The sequence below is a fragment of the Jannaschia donghaensis genome (assembly GCF_001403795.1).
Lineage (GTDB): Bacteria > Pseudomonadota > Alphaproteobacteria > Rhodobacterales > Rhodobacteraceae > Jannaschia > Jannaschia donghaensis.
Map to the genome: position 1 here is coordinate 199,312 of NZ_CXSU01000005.1, position 18,413 is coordinate 217,724.

An 18,413-nucleotide genomic window follows, 5' to 3' on the forward strand; every position below is an offset into this window, starting at 1 on the left:
GAGGGATGCGGCCCATGTCACCAAAACGTCTGAGTGTTGTCGTGACGCGACGCCTTCCGGAACCCGTGGAGGCGCGGATGGCGGAATTGTTCGATGTCACGCTCATCGGTGGCGATACTTCGCCGGACCGGGCGGCCCTGACGGAGGCGCTGCCGCAGGCGGATATTCTGGTCCCGACGATCACCGACGTTATCGACGCGCCGCTTCTTGCGGGGGCCGGGGATCGGCTGAAGCTGATCGCGAATTACGGGGCCGGGGTCGACCACATCGATGTGGCGACGGCGCGCCAACGTGGCATCCTGGTGTCGAACACCCCCGGCGTCCTGACCGAAGATACCGCCGACATGGGGTTGGCCCTGATGCTGGCGGTGCTGCGGCGGATGACGGAAGGCATGGCGCAGATGCAGCAGGGCGTCTGGGAGGGCTGGGCCCCCGACGCGCTTTTGGGGACGCGGCTGGGCGGCAAGACGCTGGGCATCCTGGGCATGGGGCGCATCGGTCAGGCCATGGCCCGCCGGGCCCGCGCTTTCGGGATGGACGTGCATTACCACAACCGCCGCCGCCTGCACGCCGGGTTGGAGGAGCCGCTCGGGGCGACCTACCATGAGCGTCTGGACGGGCTGTGCAGCATTGCCGACGTCATTTCGGTCAACTGTCCGCACACGCCCTCGACCTTCCACCTGCTGAACGCGCGGCGGCTGAAACTGCTCAAGCCGACGGCCGTGGTCGTCAATACCTCGCGTGGGGAGGTCATCGACGAGAATGCGCTGACGCGGATGCTGCGCGCGGGGGAATTGGCCGGGGCCGGCCTCGATGTCTATGAGCGGGGGCAGGGCGTGAACCCGCGCCTTCGCGAATTGCCCAATGTCGTCCTGCTGCCGCACATGGGATCGGCCACGCGGGAGGCGCGGCTGGAGATGGGCGACAAGGTTCTTGTGAACATGCAGACCTTTGCCGACGGTCATCGCCCGCCGGACCAGGTCGTCCCGTCGATGCTCTGAGACGTGGTGTCACGGTGGCCTTCGCCGTCGCCCGGGATACTTGCCTGACATGAACGAACCTCATCCCCGAACACGGGTCTTGTTGATCGGTGGCACTGGCGTCTTCGGATCGCGCCTGGCCACGGGTCTGCGCAAGCAACCGGGCGTCGTGGTACGCGTCGCGGGGCGGGGTGCGGACAACGATGTCCGCCTCGATTGTGATGCCCCGGACCTTGCCGCGCGGATCGCGGCGGAGGAGCCGGACATCGTGATCGACGCGGCCGGTCCGTTCCAGACCTACGGCGACGATCCCTACCGCGTGGCCCGCGCCGCGATCGGGATCAGGGCGCATTACCTCGATCTGTCCGACGATGCCGGGTTCACGACCGGGATCGCCGCATTGGACGGTGCGGCGAAAGACGCCGGCGTCGCGCTTCTCTCTGGCGTGTCGACCGTTCCGGCGATTTCGTCTGCGGCCGTCGAGGCGCTGTCCGACGGGCTCGACGACATCCATCTGATCGACAGTTTCATCGTGCCGGGAAACCGCGCGCCGCGCGGCCTTGCCGTCATGCGCGCGATCCTGGCGCAGGCCGGACAGCGGATGAACGTCTGGCGCGCGGGCCGCGACGAAACGGTGCGCGGCTGGGGCCGTTTGCGCCGCGTCGACCTGCCCGGTCTGGGCCGCCGATGGGTCAGCGTGATCGGCGCGCCCGACCTGACGCTGTTTCCGACGCGATACCGCGCGCGGTCCGTCACGTTCGGCGCGGGGCTGGAGTTGTGGTTCATGCATCTGGGCCTTTGGGCGATGGCCCTGCCCGTGCGCTGGGGACTGGTACCGTCGCTGGCCCCCGTGGCCCGTCCGATGCGATGGGTTGCGGGCCTGTTCGAGCGCATGGGCACCGACCGGGGTGGGATGCGCACGCGGGTCGTGGGGTCCGGTCCGGCGGGGACCGACATACGCGACTGGACCGTCATTGCGGAGGCGGGCGACGGCCCACACATCCCGGCGTTGCCCGGCCGGGTCATGGTCGCGAAACTAATCGCCGGAGACGTCGCGCCCGGTGCGCGCGCCTGCGTCGGCGCGTTCACCCTGGCCGAGTTGGAGGCGATGTCGACCGACCTTGCCTTGACCTACGAGCGCAGGGACACCCCGTTTGTCCCCGTGTTCCGTCAGGCCCTTGGCGCGTCGTTCGATGGCCTGCCCGCTGCCGTGCGGGACCTGCATGATGTTCTGGCGTATCGCCGCTGGTCTGGCACGGCCCGTGTCGATCGCGGCACGGGTCTGCGGTCGCGTCTTATCTGTGCGATCGTGGGGTTTCCGCACGCCACACCGGACACCGACGTGACCGTGACGATGGAGCGTCGGGACGGGACCGAGATCTGGATCCGCGACTTCGGCGGCAAACGCTTCCGGTCCCATCTGCAATCCGTCGGGACGCCGGGTGACGGGGTCGTCACCGAACGCTTCGGTCCGCTGACCTTCCGGATCGGGCTGACGGTCGTGGACGGCGCGCTGACCTATCCGGTCCTGTCGGGGCGATGCGGTCCGCTGCCGATCCCGGCCTGGCTGTTGCCGCGCAGCGAAACGACCGAGGCGGCGGACGGCGATGCCGCGACCTTCGACGTCAAGGTCAGTCTGCCGGGTGCGGGGCTGCTGGTGCGGTACCGTGGCCGTCTGACGCCCGACGGCTGAGGGTCAGTCGCTCAGCTTGGCGTGAATCTCGTCCAGATCGACCTCGGCCTTGGGCATCTTGTTGCCCGGATTTTCGAAGTCGTACTGGAACAGTTTGAAATCGCGGTGATAGATTTCCCAGATCAGGTGCATCGACAGATCGTCGAAGAAATCCTCTACCGGGTGCAGGCGCTTGGGGCCATGTCCTTCGCTTTCGTTGAAGCGGGGCACCTTGGACAAATCGACGGGCACCGGCGTCTCGATGTTGTCGAGGACGACCTGCATCCCGTCGTTGAATTTCTCGGTGAAGACGACGTGGTCATAGCGGCCGCCGTTGGCGACGAAGGTGCCGACGTGGCCCGACATGGCGGACCAGTGGATGTCCGGATCCATCGGCCGACGGTATTTGATGGTATCGCGCGCGAACAGCAGGAACCGGCGGAACGACGCGACCTGATCGAACTGGAAATCGTCGTCGGGCGATCCGACATCGACCCCGTATTGCGCGCATAATTTCGGAACCATGTTGCCGCGGTACCGCTTGCCGTTGCGCTGGATGCCCGCGATCTTGTCGAAGAACGACGACAGGATGCGGGTGTAGGGATTGCGCACGCAGGTGAAAGCGTAGGATTTGTGCCCCTTGGCATTCGCCTCGATCAAGGGCTGGCTGGCGTCCTGCGCCCATTTGTGCAGGCCGGTCGTGCTGTCGTGGATGTCACCGTCGAAAAAACGTCCGTGGTCGGAATAGAACAGGATCTGACCGATGGACGAACAGGCGCATTTGGGCACCACGCGGTACACGGTGCTTTCGCTTTCGGTCATCCAGGTGCCTGGAAATCCCATTTCTCAACCTCGTCCAAACCAACTGCGACGCATCAAACGCGCAATCCCCGGTTTCTTCAACGCGTCAGCCCCGCTATTGCAAGGAAACTGTGGCTGAAATTTGATTGACTGACGACCTATGGCGAAGATCGCGTTCATTCTGCTGTGTCACAAGGATCCCGGCGCAATCGTGCGGCAGGCCCAGGGGCTGACCGCGACCGGGGATTATGTCGCCATCCATTTCGATGCCTCCGCCCCCGCCGAAGCCCTGGCCGAAGTCCAGGCCGGCATCCGCGACAATCCCAACGTCGTGCTGGCGCGGCGGCGGGTGAAATGCGGCTGGGGGGAATGGTCGCTGGTGCGCGCCACGCTCAACGCGATCGAGGCGGCGGTGGACGCGTTTCCGCGCGCGTCGCATTTCTATATGGTCTCGGGCGATTGCCGCCCGGTGAAATCCGCCGAGCACGCCCACGCCTTTTTGGACGCGCGCGATGTCGACTACATCGAGAGTTTCGATTTCTTCACCTCCGACTGGATCAAGACGGGGATGAAGGAAGATCGCCTGATCTACCGCCATCTGGTGAACGAGCGCAGCAACAAGACGCTGTTCTACGGCCTGCTGGAGGCGCAGCGGAAGTTCGGGTTGGAGCGGGCGGTGCCGCGCGACATCGATGTGATGATCGGGTCGCAATGGTGGTGCCTGCGCCGGGCCACGGTCGAAAAGGTCCTGGCTTTCACCCGCGCGCGCCGCGACGTGATGCGGTTCTTTTCGACCACCTGGATCCCGGATGAGACATTCTTTCAGACCCTCGTGCGTCATCTGGTGCCGCGTGCGGAGATCGACACGCGGTCGCTGACGTTTCTGATGTTCACCGATTACGGGATGCCGGCGACGTTCTACGACGACCACTTCGATCTGTTGCTCAGTCAGGATTTCCTGTTCGCCCGCAAGATTTCGCCCGAGGCGCATGAACTTAAGGAACGGCTGGACGATCTTTGGGCGTCCGGGCGGACGGATTTTCCCGTGGCCGGCGACGGGCGCCGGCTGTTTACCTTTCTGACGCAGCGCGGGCGCACCGGCCGCCGGTTCGCGCCGCGGTTCTGGGAGCGGGAGGCGACGCTGGGCCGCGACCGCGAATTGATCGTGCTGATCTGCAAGAAGTATCACGTCGCCAAGCGATTGGCGCAGACCCTGCGTGACCATCAGGTTCTGCCGGCGCTGGATTACCTTTTCGACGAGGAGGATACGCCGATGCCCGACCTCGGCGGCATCGAAAGCACCCTGACCAAGCGGCACCGCCACCGCCGCGCGCTGCTCCGGATGTTGTTCCGGCAGATCGGGGCCGACCGGATGGCGATCTGCCTCGATCCGGCGAACTTCGACCTTCTGCAAGACCTTTACGGCGACCGCGCCCGGATCCGCACCCTGCTCCTCGATTGCGACTTCGACGATGCTTATCTGGCGGGGCATGCCGCGCGGAACGGCCTGATCGGGGACAAGACGCCCCGAACGACCGTGGACCGACTGTTGCCGACGGTCGCGCAGGACTTTGCCTCCGAAACGCTGGCAATCCGCGAAAGCGACCTGCCCGATGTCCACCGCATCATCCAGCGTGCACCCGTCGACGCGAATGCCGCCGTCCTGGCCGAGGTTTTCGACACCGACGACGCAACGGGTCGTGTGTTGGCCGAAACGCCGTATCTGTTCGACGACTGATCGGCGTCGTGCCGCCCGCGTCCCGGTTCAGGGGGCCTGCAGAAGGGGGCGGACCACATCCTCCATCGCGCGGACCATCGCATCGACAGATGCCATCCGCGCGCCGTCGAACCGGAAGTAGCCGAACGCGATGGACTGGCTGCGCCGCCACGGGATCAGGCGCACCCGATCGCGCAATTCAGGGTCGAGGGCCACGGGATCGGCGAAGGTGAACCCCAGGCCTGCGGCCACCAGGCGGTAAGCGTTTGTTCCGGTCGACACCTCGTGACGCGGCTGAAGCGGCCCGCGTTGTCCGGGCAGCGTCGCATCCAGCAGGCGGCGCACCGCAGTCGTCTCGTCCAACGCGATGTAGGGCACGTCCGACAGATCGGACAGGTCGAGCGACGGGCGGTCGGCAAGCGGATGATCGCGGGCCAGCAGGATGCCAAGGCGGACGGTCCCCAGCGTCACCGCCTCCACTGCCCCCAGTGAAAGCGGCAGGGCGGCAACCGCCAGGTCATAGCGCCCCGCCAGAACGCGCCGGGCCAGTTCGCGTCGGGGTGCCGTTTCGAACCGGACGCGCAAGTCCGGCTGACGGCGGGCAAGTGTCGCAAATGCGGGGACCACCAGGCCCCCTGCCAAGCGGGGATGGCAGATCACGCGAAGCGGCGCGCCGGCCCGTTCCGTCGCGGCCACATCGGGCAGGGCGTCCACCTGCGCCAGAATGCGCAGGGCTTCGGGATAAAGCGCTTCGGCCGCTGCGGTCGGCACCATGCGCCGCCCGTCGCGTGCGAACAATTCCGCCGCCAGGTCGACCTCCAGCAGCGACAACAGGCGGGACGCGGCCGATTGGCTCAGGTTCATTCGGGCCGCCGCGCGGGTCAGCGTTTCCTCCTCGATGATGCCGACGAAGACCGACAGGGCGCGCAGGTTCATCGTTCCACTTTCTCGAACGTTGCATCTGATTATTGTGTTATACACATGAATTTCGTCCCGCTAGCCTGGTCTCGGAGGCGTCGTCGGATACGGCGGACGCGACGGGAGGATACGAATGAAACGACGCACCTTAATCGCTTTGGCGGCGGCCCTGATCTGTCCGTTCGCCCTGACCGGGACTGCGCTGGCCGATTGGGCCCCGAACCGACCCGTGAACGTGATCTTGCCCTATGCTGCGGGCGGCGGAACGGACGCATTCGCGCGGGCCGTGGCCGCCGCTGCCGAAGCGGAGGGCGTGCTGTCGGTGCCGATGGTCGTGACCAACAAGCCCGGTGCCGGCGGCATCACGGGGGCCACCGAGGCGGCGGGCGCACGTCCCGACGGGCAGACGATCATGATCACCTCGGCCGGGTCCTTTCTTCTGACGTCCGAATTGAAGGACACGCCGGTTCATCCGTTGGAGGATTTCGAGATCGTGGCGCAGGTCGGCGATCTCGATCCCGCGATTCTGGTTCCGATGGACAGTCCCCACGCCACGCTGTCCGATCTGGTCGCCGCGCTGCAGGCCGACCCCGCGGCCCTGCGCTGGGCGCATAATGGCGTCGGCGGGGCGCATAACGTGGCCGGTCAGGCCTTCCTCGACGCCAACGATCTGCAGGCGACGGGCGTGCCCTTCAAGGGCGGCGGCCCGACCCGCGCGGCGGTGATCGGGGCGCAGGTCGATTTCGCCGTCGTCGGCATTCAGCAGGCGGCCGGGTTCGAGAACGAACTGCGTGTCCTCGGGTTGCTGGCCCCCGAACGCGACGGCATCGCGTCGGACGTGCCGACCGTGCCCGAGCAGGGATTCGACTATGTCGAAGTGTCCTCTCCGATCGTGGTCTTCGCACCAAAGGGGACGGATCCGGCGATCTTGGCGGACATGCAGGCCGCTTTTGAACGGATCGCCGCGTCCGACGCCTTTGCGGATGCCATGCGCGACCGGGGCAACGTGCCCGAATACCTGCCCGGGGACGCGGCGCGCGCGCGGCTGGAAGCGATGCGCGATGCGACGGCCGGCGTGATTGCCGACCTCGGCGGGTGAGTCCTGCGACCTCTCCGCGACGGCTGGGGGCGGCGCTTGCCGCCCTCGGCGTCATCGCCTGCGGGGCTGCCCTGACCATCGGACCTGGCGGCGGCGCGTGGGGCGAACGGACGGTACCGCTTTTGGCCGGGGCCATAATGGCGCTGGGCGGGCTGGCCGTCATGGCCGAACCCGCGACGCAGGACACCACCACCACCCTGCGCGCCGAGATGCGCGCCGCGTCGCTTCTCCTGCTCGGGGCGGCCTGGACGGTCGCGCTGGGCCTCGTCGGCTTTTTGGTGGCCACGCTCATCGCTGCACCGCTCGCCTTTGCGCTCTTCGGTCAGCGGCGGGCCTCGCCCCTCGCGCTTTTCGCGCTTCTGGTGCCGGTCGCGCTGCATCTGTTCTTCTTTCATGTCCTCGGCGTTTTTCCGCCCTACGGGCGTTTGTTCGACCTCGCGGATATCCGGCTTTTCTGATGGACATCTTCCTCGGCCTCGCCACTGTCCTGTCGTCACCGATCCTGCTGGGCTGGATCGTCCTGGCGGCCTTCGTCGGCATGCTCGTGGGCGCGATCCCGGGCCTGACGGCAAGTGCGGCCATCGCGATGCTTCTGCCCATCACCTTCCAGATGGAGCCGTTGGCCGCGCTGGCGTTCCTGTACGTGATCGGCAAATCCGGCCGCTACGGCGGCTCCATCGCGGCGATCCTGTTCAATACGCCGGGCACCGCCGCCTCCGCCGCGACGCAGATCGACGGCTATCCGCTGGCGCGACAGGGCAAGGCCGGCAAGGCGATGAAGGTCGCCACCCTCTCCTCGGTGCTGGGGGATTTCACCGGCGATATCCTTTTGATCGCCTTCGTCGGCGGCATCGCATGGGTCGCGTTGCGCCTTGGCCCGCCGGAATTATTCGGGATCTATGTCGCGGCCTTCGTGGTGATCGGGTCGGTCATCGGTGCCAGCCCGGCACGGGGCATCGCCTCGGCCGCCCTGGGCGTTTTGCTGGCGACGGTCGGCTTCGATCCGATCACGGGGACGGCGCGGATGACCTTCGGGCTCTATGATCTGACGGGGGGCCTCAACCTGGTGCCGCTGATGATCGGGATGTTCGTCGTCAGCGAGGTCATGGATCAGGTCGCGCGCCCCACGGCGGCCCCCGAAGTGGTCGAAACCGCACCGGGTCGGGACGGCCTGACCTGGGCTGAATACCGCCCCTGCCTGCCTCATGTCGCCCGGTCGTCCCTGATCGGGGCGTTCATCGGCATGTTGCCCGGCCTGGGCAGCGCCATCGCCGCCTTCGTGGCCTACGGCGAGGGCAAGCGCCGCGCCCGCGACCCGGAGGCATGGGGCAAGGGCGCGCTGGAGGGTATCGCCGCACCCGAAGCGGCGAACAACGCCGTCTCCGGCCCGTCGATGGCCCCGCTGCTGACGCTGGGCATCCCGGGGTCGACCATCGGCGCGATCCTGGTGGGGGCGTTTCTGGTGCACGGCATCCAGATCGGGCCGACGCTGTTCCTGACCAACCGCGATCTTGTCTATGCGCTGTTCGCCTGCGGTCTGGTCGGGATCGTCTGCTATGGCATCATCGGCTATTTCGGCGCGGCGTCGCTGGGGCGTGTCGTGGCGCGGGTGCCGGGCACGGTGCTCTATCCGATCGTCTTTCTGTTGGCGTTGACGGCGGCCTATTCGGCGCGGGGAAACCTGTTCGATGTCTGGGTGGCGCTGGGGGCCGGGGCGGTCGGATACATCATGCGGCGCACCGGTTTGAACCCGGCCGCCTTCGTCATCGCCTTCGTGCTGACACCCGGCGCGGAACAGGCGCTGCGCCAGTCGCTGCTGCTGTCGGACGCGGGCTGGGGCATCTTCGCGCAGCGGCCCGTCGCCGCCGGGTTCCTTTTGCTGTCGGTGGCGGTTCTGGTGCTCCGGGTCCGGCGGGTGCGGCGCGCGCGCCGTGGGATCGCGGCATGACCGGGCCGCTGGCGGGCCTGCGCGTCATCGACTTCACCCATGTCTTGGCCGGACCGGCCTGCGCCTACCATTTGGGGTTGATGGGGGCGGAGGTCATCAAGGTGGAAAGCCCTCGCGGCGACGCCATGCGCCACCGCAGCGGCAGCGACCCGGCCCGCGCAGCACGGGGTATGTCGACCGCCTATGCCACGCAGGCCGCCGGCAAGCGCGTCGTCGTTCTGGACCTCGATACGCCGGACGGGCGGGCGCAGATGGAGGATCAGTTGGCCTCGGCGGATGTGTTGGTGGAAAATCATCGCCCTGAAACCCTCGACCGGTTGGGCCTGGGCTGGGACGGGGTGCACAAGCGTCACCCGCACATCGTCCACTGCGCGATGACGGGCTATGGCCGGGGTCACCGGCTGGAAAACGCGCCTGCCTACGACGTCAATATCCAGGCCGCCTCGGGCCTGATGGCGATGACCGGCACCGCCGCCACGGGGCCGATGCGGGTCGGCGCGCCGGTGATCGACTATGCCACGGCATTGGCGGCGGGCTTCGGCATTTGCGCGGCGCTGGTGGAGCGGGCGCGCACCGGACGGGGCCGGCTGGTCGACGTGGCGATGATGGACGTGGCGCTGACGCTGATGTCCTCCACCATCGTCGATCATGCCCTGACCGGAAACGTCCCCCGCCCGCGCGGCAACGCCGCCAACAGCCGGTCGCCGTCATCGGGTCTGTTTCCCTGCGCCGAAGGACACCTGAGCCTTGGCGTGAACGAGGCGTCGCAGTTCGCGCGCCTGGCCCGCGTGCTGGGGCGAGGCGAATGGTTGGAGGATGCGCGCTTCGGCGACCCGAACGCCCGTCAGATCAACGCGGATGCTCTCTCGACGGCGATTGCCGACCGCCTCCTGACGCGGACCGCTGCTGAATGGGAGGGGGACATGCTGGCCGCCGGGGTGCCCGCGGCGCGCCTTCGGACCCCGGCGGAAGCCGTCGCCGCCGCCCGCGCCGACGACCGCCCGTTCCTGATGGACGCGGGCGGTGCGCCGACGCCGGCCCCGCCGTTTCGCATCGGCCCCCTGCCGCAATCGCTCGCCCCGCCCCAAGATCTGCCCCGGTGGCCCGGACCCGGCGATATCGCCTGATGCTACCAAGCCAGGCCCCCGCGGCCCCCCCCGGTCGCGCTTGGAAAAGATCACGGTGCATTGCCCTTCGCCGCTGGCCGTGGCGTAGTCGCGGCAATCCTGACTTTCCCCCTGGAGCCGCGCCATGCCCGACTACGACGACCAGAACATCTTCGCCCGCATCCTGCGCGGTGAGATTCCCAACGATACCGTGGCCGAGACCGACCACACGCTGGCCTTCAATGACATCACCCCGCAGGCCCCGCTGCACGTGCTGGTAATCCCGAAGGGGGCCTACGTCGATTATGCGGATTTTCACATGAATGCCTCGGACGCCGAAATCGCGGACTTCCACCGCACCGCCGCAGACATCTGTGCCGACCACGGCATCACCGACACCGGCTTCCGCACGATCTCCAACGCCGGCGACCACGGCGTGCAGGAGGTGCCGCATTTCCACCTGCACCTTCTGGCGGGGCGCCCCTTGGGCCGAATGCTGGCCAAAGCCGATTGACGCGAACGTGGCGGTGACGCCTGCGACAACGCGACCCTCGCGGCGGGGGACGGGGCGCCCCATATCGGACATGCTCCGGGCCGCCGATCCGGTCTCCGTCTATCGACCGTGCCCATGATCCGAACGCTTCTAACCCGCATGCTTCTCGCCTTCGTCCTGTGCTTCCTGCTGCCCCTTGCGGCCGCCACCGTCTGGTGGACGACGGTGGACCATCCCACATCCTGGCGTGCGGCCGACTGGAACAGCTCGGGGCTGTTGCCGGCGGCCACGGCCGAGCCTGCGGCGGCGATCCACGTCATGGCCGCGCGCACCGGTGGCCTGAAGGGGGCGGCGTCGGTGCACAGCTGGCTGGTCTGGAAACCGGCCGGCAGCGCCGTCTGGACACGGGCCGACGTCGTGGGCTGGGGCCGCCCGGTGCGGCGCGACGCCTATGCGCCCGATGCGCGGTGGTATTCCAACGATCCGGTCTTCGTCGGCTCCGTCACCGGGGCGCGGGCCGCCGACCTCATCCCGCAGGTCGAAGCGGCGGTGGCGGATTATCCCTTCGCCACCCCGGGGGCCTACGTCATCTGGCCCGGTCCCAATTCCAACACCTTCGTCGGCCACGTCCTGCGCGAAGTGCCGGGCCTGCGCATCGCTTTGCCGCCCCACGCGGTCGGCAAGGATTACCTTGGCCCCGGCCTGCGCGCGCGCCGCGACGCGGGCGGTGATCTGCACCTGTCGGTGGGTGGTTATGCCGGGCTGTCGGTCGGTCCGCGCACGGGGGTGGAGATCAATCTGCTGGGCCAGACCTTCGGCGTCGACCTTCGCCGCCCGGCGCTCAAGCTGCCGGGGATCGGTCGGGTCGGAACCTGACCGCGCCGGGTCGGGAATCGCATTGCACCCGGCCCGCGCCGCCGCTACCCCTTGCGCCAGACGACGCCCCCGACGGGGGCCGGACAGGTGGCTTGATCCGCGCCGACCCGAATTGGGGGCGACAGGCAGGCATCGTCTGGAACCCCGGACCGGGGGCCTTCTTTCGTGAAAGGCCCGCCCATGCGCTTCCTTCCCCTGTTTCTGCTGGTCTCGTTCGGCGTCGGCCCGGCGTCCGCCCATACGGGTCACATCGCCGATCTGGGCGGCCACGACCACTGGGTCCTGGGCGTCGGTCTGGGCGTGATCGCCGGTGCCGCCGTGCTGGGCTGGCTCAAGGGCGGCAAAAAGGACGACCCCGAGGAGGAGGCGTCCGAGGAGAAGACGGAGGAGCAAGGCGCATGACCGCAGCCCCGAAAACCGGCGTCATGATCTGCGGCCACGGCAGCCGGTCGCAATCCGCCGTCGACGAATTCGCAACGCTGGCCGATCAATTGCCCGCCTATCTGCCGTCCGACTGGATGGTTGACTATGGCTACCTGGAGTTTGCCAACCCGGTCATCCGCGACGGGCTGGACCGCCTGCGCGAGGCCGGGTGCGACCGTATCCTTGCCGTGCCGGGGATGCTGTTCGCGGCGATGCATGCCAAGAACGATATTCCCACGGTGCTGAATACCTATGCTGCCAAACACGGCATCGCCGTTCATTACGGGCGCGAATTGGGCGTCGACCCCAAGATGATTCACGCCGCCGGTGCCCGTATCGAAGCCGCGGTTGCGCAGGCCGACGCCGACCACGGCCCGGTGGACCGCCACGAGACCTGCCTCGTCGTCATCGGCCGCGGCGCGTCTGACCCCGACGCCAATGGCAACGTTTCCAAGATCGCGCGGATGCTGCACGAAGGTCTTGGCTTCGGCTGGCTAGAGGTCGGGTTTTCGGGTGTGACCTTCCCGCTTGTGGAACCGTGCCTAACCCATGCGGCCAAGCTGAGTTACAAGCGGATCATCGTCTTTCCGTATTTTCTCTTCTCCGGCATCCTGATCGACCGCATCTATGGCTTCACCGACCGCGTCGCGGACGCGCATCCGGGGACGCAATTCGTCAAGGCCGGCTACCTTGGCGATCACCCATCGGTTCTGGAGACTTTTGCCGAACGCGTGATTGAACAGACCGGTGCCAACCCGCCCCCCAATTGCGGTCTGTGCGCCTACCGCACGCAAGTTCTCGCCTCCGACGGCGATCCGGTGACGATCCCGGCCGAGGCACGCAATCACCCCGCCTTTTCCGACACGCCCCCGCCGACCTGCGTGCTGTGCAAATACCGCACCGCCGTTCTGGGATTCGAGGGGGAGGTCGGCGCGGTGCAGGAATCGCATCACCACCATGTCGAAGGGCAGGGGGCCTCCGCGCCCGGCTCCAACGTGGTCGATTGCACGCTTTGCGACACGTTCTGCACGGGGCTTTGCCGGTTGCAGATGCAGGATGCCCACGACCACGCGCACAATCATGCCCATCATCACGATCACGATCATCACCACGCGCCGTATCCACACGCCAAACATCCGCACGGCCCGGAATCGGCGCGGAAGGCGAAGGCATGAGGCCTTACGAAAAAGACCCCGCGGCCATCTACGCCGCCTCCTTCGCCACTGTGCGCAGCGAGGCCCCGCTGACGCGTTTCCCATCTGACATCGCCGAGGTCGCGATCCGCGTCATCCATGCCTGCGGCATGGTGGAGATTGCGGACCGGCTCGACTATTCCGACGACGTCGCGTCGTCGGCCATCGCCGCGCTCAGGGCCGGTGCGCCCGTCTATGCCGATTGCGAGATGGTCGCCTCCGGCATCACCCGCCGCCTGCTGCCGGGCACCGATGTCCGCTGCACCCTGAATGACGCGGACGTCCCCGACATGGCAAAGAGCTTGGGCACCACCCGCTCCGCCGCAGCCGTCGACCTGTGGGACACCGACGGCGCGATCATCGCCATCGGCAACGCCCCAACCGCACTTTTTCGCTTGCTGGAACGGCTGGAGGACGGGGCCCCGAAACCGGCGGGGATCCTGGGCTTTCCCGTGGGCTTCGTCGGTGCCGCCGAGAGCAAGGCCGAACTCGCGCAGCGACCCCGCGATACGCCGTTTCTTACCCTGCGCGGACGCAAGGGCGGCAGTGCGATGGCAAGCGCGGCGGTCAACGCGCTGGGCATTCTGGCCGCCGGGGGCCTGCAATGACCGTGTCTCTGTCCTACGAATATCCACGGCCCACGTCCGACGCCGATCAGTCGTGGATCATCCACGCCGCACCCGTAAGATCCGCCCGTGTCTGATACCCCCTGGCTGCACATCGTCGGCATCGGGGAGGATGGCCTGGAGGGTCTGACGCCCGCCACGCGCACCATCGTCGAGGCCGCCGAGATTATCATCGGCGGCGACCGTCACCATGTCCTGTCCGGGGCGATCACGGCCAGACGGCTTGCCTGGCCCAGCCCGTTCGACGCGCTGATCGACCAGTTGATTTCCCTGCGCGGACAACGGGTCGTCGTTCTGGCCACGGGCGATCCGCTGTGGTTCAGCGTGGGCGCGCGTATCGGCCGTGCCATTCCCGCCGGGCAGATCGTCTATCACCCGCAATTGTCGGCCTTCCAACTTGCCGCCGCGCGCATGGGCTGGTCCATGGCGGACGTCGAAACCCTCACCGTCCACGGGCGCCCGGTGGAGCAGATGATCGCCTTCATCCAGCCCGACGCGCGGCTGCTGATCCTGACCACCGGGGCGCAGACCCCCGCGCAGATCGCGAAATTCCTGACCGATCGCGGCTTTGGCAAATCGGCCCTGACCGTCCTTGCCAATATGGGCGGCGCGTCCGAGGCGCGGTTCGACGCCACCGCCGAAGACTGGTCGCACGACGTGCCCGCCTTCAACACACTTGCCGTCGATTGCATCGCGGCCCCCGACGCGGCGTTGCTGCCGCGGATTCCGGGGCTGTCCGACGATTTGTTCCGCTCGGACGGCACGATGACCAAGCGGGAGGTTCGCGCCGCGACGCTGGCCAAGCTGATGCCCATGCGCGGCGCGCTGTTGTGGGACATCGGCACCGGGTCCGGCTCGGTCGCGATCGAATGGATCCGCGCCGCCCGCAGTGCCCGCGCCATCGGCATCGAACCCCGTGCCGACCGCCGCGCCATGGCCGCCGAAAACGCACTGGCGCTGGGCGCACCGCGCCTCGACCTGCGCGACGGTGAAGTACCGGAGGCGCTCCGGGATCTGCCGGCCCCCGATGCCGTCTTCATCGGCGGGGGCCTCTCGGAGGCAACGTTCGATCATGCCTTTGCGGCCCTGAAACCGCTGGGCCGTCTGGTGGCGAACGCGGTCACTTTGGAATCGGAAACCATCCTGACCCGGCTTCACCAGACGCATGGCGGCGATTTGGCGCGCATTTCCGTCGACAGGGCCGAACCCGTCGGCGCATATCGCGGCTGGCGTCCGTCGATGGCGGTGACGCAATGGTCGCTGGTCAAGCGATGACCGGCACGCTCTTCGGTGTCGGCCTCGGCCCCGGCGATCCGGACCTGATCACGCGCCGCGCCGCCCGGCTGATCGAAGCGGCCACGCATGTTGCCTATCCGTCGCTGGCCGGGGGAGAGAGTTTCGCGCGGTCCATCGCCGCCGACCTGATCCCGAATGGGGCGACAGAAATCCGCATGGACGTGCCGATGTCCCGCAACCGCGCGCCGGCGCAGGCGGCCTATGATGCGGGGGCGGCGCAGATCGCCGATGCGTTGACACAAGGCAACGACGTCGTCTGCCTGTGCGAAGGCGATCCGTTCTTCTACGGCTCCTTCATGTATCTCTTCGCGCGGCTCAAGGGCCGGTTCGCGGTGGAGGTCGTGCCTGGCGTTACGTCCCTGACCGCCTGCGCCGCCGCCGCCGCGATGCCACTGACCGCGCGCAACGAAGTGATGATTGTTTTGCCCGGACCCTTGCCCGACGATGCGCTGCGCGACCATCTGCGCGCCGCCGACACGCTGGTGGTGATGAAGGTCGGGCGGCATCTGCCGCGCCTGCGCGCCCTGTTGGAAAGCGAGGGGCTGGCCGGGACTTACATCGAACGGGCCACGCTGGGGTCGCAGTTGGTTCTTCCGCTGCAAGATGCCCTCGACGATGCGCCCTATTTCTCCATGATCCTCGTCACGAAGGGGGCCGACCCATGGCTCTGAACCCGATTGTCCTGGCCCTCAACGCGGCCGGGGAAGACACGGCGTGGCGCATCGCCGACGCGCTGAACTGTCCACTCCACGGCCGCGAAGATCGTACCACTGCGCAGATCACGTTCCCCAACGCCCTCGACCACGCGCGCGATCTGTTTGCCGCGGGCCACGCGGTCATCGGGGTCTGTGCCTCCGGCATCCTGATCCGGGCCATCGCTCCGCTTCTGGCGGATAAGACGGCGGAGCCGCCGGTGATCTCTGTCTCCGACGACGGCAAGGTGGTCGTCCCGCTCCTCGGTGGACATCGCGGGGCCAACCGGTTGGCGCGGCAGGTGGCCGGGGCATTGGGGGGGACGGCGGCGGTAACGACGGCGGGCGACGTGGCGCTGGGCGTGGCGCTGGATGAGCCTCCCGTGGGGTACCGGCTTGCGAACCCCGAGGATGCGAAGGACGTCATGGCGGCACTGCTGTCGGGCGGCGGCGCGACGCAGACGGGGGAGGCGCTGTTCGACCTTCCGACGGGCGACGCGGTGGAAATCGCGGTGACGGAGGCTCAGGTGACGGGCGGCCCGGCAAAGCTGGTCTATCATTCCCAACGCTTTGCCTTGGGCGTCGGTTGCGCGCGCGATGCGGACGCCCAGGAACTTTGGGACAACGTGTCGGCCGTGCTGGCCGAGGCGGGCGTGGCACCGGGGGCGGTCGCGTCGGTCAATACGCTGGACCTCAAGCTGGACGAACCGGCGATGAACCTGCTGGCCGCCCGATTGGGCGTGCCGCTGCGCGCCTTCACGGCCGCCGACCTGTCCGCGATCGAGGTGCCGAACCCATCGGAGGTCGTGCGCGCGGAGGTGGGCACGGCATCGGTGTCGGAGGCGTCGGCCCTTGCCGCGTCGAAGGGTGCCCTCGTGGTCGCAAAGCGCAAGACGGCCGCGACGACCGCCGCCCTGGCCCGCGCCGCCGATCCCATCACCCGCCACGCGGGACGCGCGCGTGGCCGCTTGTCCATCGTGTCCATCGGCCCGGGCCAGGCCGCCTGGCGCACACCCGAAGCCAGCCGTCTGGTGCAGGAGGCGGAGGAGCTGGTTGGCTACGGCCTCTACATCGATCTTCTGGGGCCGTTGGCGGCGGGCAAGCCGCGCGCGGACTTCCCCTTGGGCGGAGAAGAGGCCCGCTGCCGTCACGCGCTGGAACGCGCGGGCGAAGGGCGCAATGTTGCGCTGATCTGTTCGGGCGATGCGGGGATCTATGCCATGGGCGCGCTGGTGTTCGAGTTGATGGCGCGCACCGACGACAGCGCCGTCAGCGCCGCCGCGCGCCGGGTCGAAGTCGTCTGCACCCCCGGTGTCAGCGCGTTGCAGGCCGCCGCCGCCCGGGCCGGTGCGCCGCTGGGGCACGACTTCTGCGCCATCTCTCTCTCGGACCTGCTGACGCCCCGCGAAGACATCGTGAAGCGTCTGAACGCCGCCGCGCAGGGCGATTTCGTCATCGCTTTCTACAACCCTGTGTCCCGCCGCCGCCGTACCCTCCTGGCCGAGGCGCGCGACATCCTGCTGCAGCACCGCCCGGCGGACACGCCGGTCATGCTCGCCTCGTCTTTGGGCCGGCCGGAGGAGCAGTTTCGGTATCGCAGGCTGGACGCATTGGACGTGGATGAAGTCGACATGCTGACCGTGGTGCTGGTGGGATCAAGCCACACCAGACTGGTCAAGACCGGAGACGGGGCGCGGATGTTCACGCCGCGCGGCTATGCCCGCAAGATGACCGGCGGCGATCTGGAAACGGGAGAGACGACATGACGGTCCATTTCATCGGTGCCGGACCCGGCGACCCGGAATTGCTGACGCTGAAGGCGCAGCGCCTGATCCGGGCCTGTCCCGTCTGTCTGTACGCGGGGTCGCTGGTGCCCGAAGCTGTTGTGGCCGAGGCCGCTGACGGCGCGCGCGTATTGGACACGGCATCGATGACCCTGGACGAGACCCACGCGGAGATCGTGGCGGCCACGGCGCGCGGGCAGGATGTGGCGCGGGTGCATTCGGGCGATCCATCGCTTTACGGGGCCATCGCGGAGCAGATCCGGCGGCTGCGCGCCGACGGGATCGCGTACGAGATCACGCCCGGCGTGCCCGCCTATGCCGCCGCCGCCGCCGCCCTTGGGCAGGAATTGACGGTGCCCGAGATCGCGCAATCCATCGTGCTGACCCGCGTGTCGATGAAGTCCACGTCGATGCCCGAACGCGAGACGCTGGACAATTTCGGTCGCACCGGCGCGACGCTGGCCATCCATCTGGGAATCCGCAACCTGCGGGAGATCGAGCGCGTGCTGACGCCGCACTACGGGGCGGATTGTCCGGTCGTCGTGGGATACCGCGTGGGCTGGCCCGATCAGATGTTTCTGCGCGGAACGCTTTCGGACATTCACGGTAAGGTCCGGGCGGCGAAGATCACCCGCACCGCGCTGATCCTGGTCGGCCCGGCATTGGGAGAGGTGGGCGATTTCAAGGATTCCGCGCTCTACGATCCCGCCATGCCCCACGTCCTGCGGCCCGTGGCGACGGGCTGACGTCCCCGTCGCAGACCCGTCGCGAAGGGCCTTTTCGCATTCA

Annotated in this window: 18 protein-coding genes; 16 read left to right on the forward strand and 2 right to left on the reverse strand. The window is 67.9% G+C overall.

Annotated features, from left to right (window positions below; genetic code table 11):
• Positions 1–14 precede the first annotated feature (14 nt).
• Entirely contained in the window at positions 15–1,001 is a 987-nt protein-coding gene (locus JDO7802_RS01525; RefSeq protein WP_055081928.1) for a 2-hydroxyacid dehydrogenase, read from the forward strand.
• A gap of 49 nt (positions 1,002–1,050) precedes the next feature.
• Positions 1,051–2,673 carry a saccharopine dehydrogenase family protein gene (locus JDO7802_RS01530; protein ID WP_055081930.1) on the forward strand — a complete coding sequence of 541 codons (1,623 nt, stop codon included), beginning with the start codon at positions 1,051–1,053 and terminating at the stop codon, positions 2,671–2,673.
• A 3-nt stretch (positions 2,674–2,676) separates the two neighbouring features.
• On the opposite strand, the gene JDO7802_RS01535 is transcribed toward JDO7802_RS01530, so the two are convergent.
• A complete protein-coding gene (locus JDO7802_RS01535; RefSeq protein WP_055081932.1) occupies positions 2,677–3,495 on the reverse strand; it encodes a sulfotransferase family protein in 819 nt (272 codons plus the stop codon).
• Positions 3,496–3,613: 118 nt separating this feature from the next.
• Here JDO7802_RS01535 and JDO7802_RS01540 point away from each other — a divergent pair, with 118 nt between their 5' ends.
• On the forward strand, positions 3,614–5,191 hold the full coding sequence (locus JDO7802_RS01540; protein WP_055081934.1) for a DUF5928 domain-containing protein: 1,578 nt from the start codon (positions 3,614–3,616) through the stop codon (positions 5,189–5,191).
• 27 nt (positions 5,192–5,218) lie between these two features.
• Here the strand turns inward: JDO7802_RS01540 and JDO7802_RS01545 are convergent, their stop codons facing one another.
• Positions 5,219–6,106 carry a LysR family transcriptional regulator gene (locus tag JDO7802_RS01545; protein WP_083480962.1) on the reverse strand — a complete coding sequence of 296 codons (888 nt, stop codon included), beginning with the start codon at positions 6,104–6,106 and terminating at the stop codon, positions 5,219–5,221.
• Positions 6,107–6,221: 115 nt separating this feature from the next.
• Between JDO7802_RS01545 and JDO7802_RS01550 the strand changes: the two genes are divergently transcribed.
• The 13 genes from JDO7802_RS01550 to cobM all read left to right on the forward strand — a co-directional run bounded on the left by JDO7802_RS01550 (position 6,222) and on the right by cobM (position 18,370).
• Positions 6,222–7,187 (forward strand): Bug family tripartite tricarboxylate transporter substrate binding protein, encoded by a 966-nt coding sequence (locus JDO7802_RS01550; protein WP_055081936.1) that lies wholly within the window; start codon positions 6,222–6,224, stop codon positions 7,185–7,187.
• On the forward strand, positions 7,184–7,645 hold the full coding sequence (locus JDO7802_RS17540; RefSeq protein ID WP_187298072.1) for a tripartite tricarboxylate transporter TctB family protein: 462 nt from the start codon (positions 7,184–7,186) through the stop codon (positions 7,643–7,645). The genes JDO7802_RS01550 and JDO7802_RS17540 overlap by 4 nt, the downstream gene beginning before the upstream one ends.
• A complete protein-coding gene (locus tag JDO7802_RS01560; RefSeq protein WP_055081939.1) occupies positions 7,645–9,135 on the forward strand; it encodes a tripartite tricarboxylate transporter permease in 1,491 nt (496 codons plus the stop codon). Before JDO7802_RS17540 ends, JDO7802_RS01560 begins: the two co-directional genes overlap by 1 nt.
• Complete coding sequence (locus JDO7802_RS01565; RefSeq protein ID WP_055081941.1) at positions 9,132–10,262, forward strand: CaiB/BaiF CoA transferase family protein; 1,131 nt, start codon at positions 9,132–9,134, stop codon at positions 10,260–10,262. Before JDO7802_RS01560 ends, JDO7802_RS01565 begins: the two co-directional genes overlap by 4 nt.
• 124 nt (positions 10,263–10,386) lie before the next feature.
• On the forward strand, positions 10,387–10,755 hold the full coding sequence (locus JDO7802_RS01570) for an HIT domain-containing protein (protein WP_055081943.1): 369 nt from the start codon (positions 10,387–10,389) through the stop codon (positions 10,753–10,755).
• Positions 10,756–10,893: 138 nt separating this feature from the next.
• A complete protein-coding gene (locus tag JDO7802_RS01575; protein ID WP_222836380.1) occupies positions 10,894–11,610 on the forward strand; it encodes a DUF3750 domain-containing protein in 717 nt (238 codons plus the stop codon).
• A gap of 180 nt (positions 11,611–11,790) precedes the next feature.
• Positions 11,791–12,012, forward strand: coding sequence for a DUF6732 family protein (locus tag JDO7802_RS17840; RefSeq protein WP_055081947.1), 222 nt, complete (start codon positions 11,791–11,793; stop codon positions 12,010–12,012).
• Positions 12,009–13,208 carry a sirohydrochlorin chelatase gene (locus JDO7802_RS01585; protein ID WP_055081949.1) on the forward strand — a complete coding sequence of 400 codons (1,200 nt, stop codon included), beginning with the start codon at positions 12,009–12,011 and terminating at the stop codon, positions 13,206–13,208. The genes JDO7802_RS17840 and JDO7802_RS01585 overlap by 4 nt, the downstream gene beginning before the upstream one ends.
• Complete coding sequence (locus JDO7802_RS01590) at positions 13,205–13,834, forward strand: precorrin-8X methylmutase (RefSeq protein WP_055081951.1); 630 nt, start codon at positions 13,205–13,207, stop codon at positions 13,832–13,834. The genes JDO7802_RS01585 and JDO7802_RS01590 overlap by 4 nt, the downstream gene beginning before the upstream one ends.
• A gap of 87 nt (positions 13,835–13,921) precedes the next feature.
• Entirely contained in the window at positions 13,922–15,127 is a 1,206-nt protein-coding gene (locus JDO7802_RS01595) for a bifunctional cobalt-precorrin-7 (C(5))-methyltransferase/cobalt-precorrin-6B (C(15))-methyltransferase (protein ID WP_055081953.1), read from the forward strand.
• A complete protein-coding gene (gene cobI / locus JDO7802_RS01600) occupies positions 15,124–15,819 on the forward strand; it encodes a precorrin-2 C(20)-methyltransferase (protein ID WP_055082958.1) in 696 nt (231 codons plus the stop codon). The genes JDO7802_RS01595 and cobI overlap by 4 nt, the downstream gene beginning before the upstream one ends.
• On the forward strand, positions 15,810–17,606 hold the full coding sequence (cobJ, locus tag JDO7802_RS01605; protein ID WP_055081954.1) for a precorrin-3B C(17)-methyltransferase: 1,797 nt from the start codon (positions 15,810–15,812) through the stop codon (positions 17,604–17,606). Before cobI ends, cobJ begins: the two co-directional genes overlap by 10 nt.
• The gene (cobM, locus tag JDO7802_RS01610; RefSeq protein WP_055081956.1) at positions 17,603–18,370 is read left to right on the forward strand and encodes a precorrin-4 C(11)-methyltransferase; all 768 of its coding nucleotides are present in this window, start codon (positions 17,603–17,605) and stop codon (positions 18,368–18,370) included. Before cobJ ends, cobM begins: the two co-directional genes overlap by 4 nt.
• Positions 18,371–18,413 lie beyond the last annotated feature (43 nt).

What these genes read in the sequence shown, in the direction of transcription:
- JDO7802_RS01535 (WP_055081932.1), bottom strand. Translation starts at nt 3,495, where the DNA reads ATGGGATTTCCAGGCACCTGGATGACCGAAAGCGAAAGCACCGTGTAC.
- cobI (WP_055082958.1), top strand. Translation starts at nt 15,124, where the DNA reads ATGACCGGCACGCTCTTCGGTGTCGGCCTCGGCCCCGGCGATCCGGAC.
- cobM (WP_055081956.1), top strand. Translation starts at nt 17,603, where the DNA reads ATGACGGTCCATTTCATCGGTGCCGGACCCGGCGACCCGGAATTGCTG.
- JDO7802_RS01545 (WP_083480962.1), bottom strand. Translation starts at nt 6,106, where the DNA reads ATGAACCTGCGCGCCCTGTCGGTCTTCGTCGGCATCATCGAGGAGGAA.
- JDO7802_RS01570 (WP_055081943.1), top strand. Translation starts at nt 10,387, where the DNA reads ATGCCCGACTACGACGACCAGAACATCTTCGCCCGCATCCTGCGCGGT.
- JDO7802_RS01560 (WP_055081939.1), top strand. Translation starts at nt 7,645, where the DNA reads ATGGACATCTTCCTCGGCCTCGCCACTGTCCTGTCGTCACCGATCCTG.
- JDO7802_RS01575 (WP_222836380.1), top strand. Translation starts at nt 10,894, where the DNA reads ATGCTTCTCGCCTTCGTCCTGTGCTTCCTGCTGCCCCTTGCGGCCGCC.
- JDO7802_RS17840 (WP_055081947.1), top strand. Translation starts at nt 11,791, where the DNA reads ATGCGCTTCCTTCCCCTGTTTCTGCTGGTCTCGTTCGGCGTCGGCCCG.
- cobJ (WP_055081954.1), top strand. Translation starts at nt 15,810, where the DNA reads ATGGCTCTGAACCCGATTGTCCTGGCCCTCAACGCGGCCGGGGAAGAC.
- JDO7802_RS01540 (WP_055081934.1), top strand. Translation starts at nt 3,614, where the DNA reads ATGGCGAAGATCGCGTTCATTCTGCTGTGTCACAAGGATCCCGGCGCA.
- JDO7802_RS01550 (WP_055081936.1), top strand. Translation starts at nt 6,222, where the DNA reads ATGAAACGACGCACCTTAATCGCTTTGGCGGCGGCCCTGATCTGTCCG.
- JDO7802_RS01530 (WP_055081930.1), top strand. Translation starts at nt 1,051, where the DNA reads ATGAACGAACCTCATCCCCGAACACGGGTCTTGTTGATCGGTGGCACT.
- JDO7802_RS01585 (WP_055081949.1), top strand. Translation starts at nt 12,009, where the DNA reads ATGACCGCAGCCCCGAAAACCGGCGTCATGATCTGCGGCCACGGCAGC.
- JDO7802_RS01565 (WP_055081941.1), top strand. Translation starts at nt 9,132, where the DNA reads ATGACCGGGCCGCTGGCGGGCCTGCGCGTCATCGACTTCACCCATGTC.
- JDO7802_RS01525 (WP_055081928.1), top strand. Translation starts at nt 15, where the DNA reads ATGTCACCAAAACGTCTGAGTGTTGTCGTGACGCGACGCCTTCCGGAA.
- JDO7802_RS01590 (WP_055081951.1), top strand. Translation starts at nt 13,205, where the DNA reads ATGAGGCCTTACGAAAAAGACCCCGCGGCCATCTACGCCGCCTCCTTC.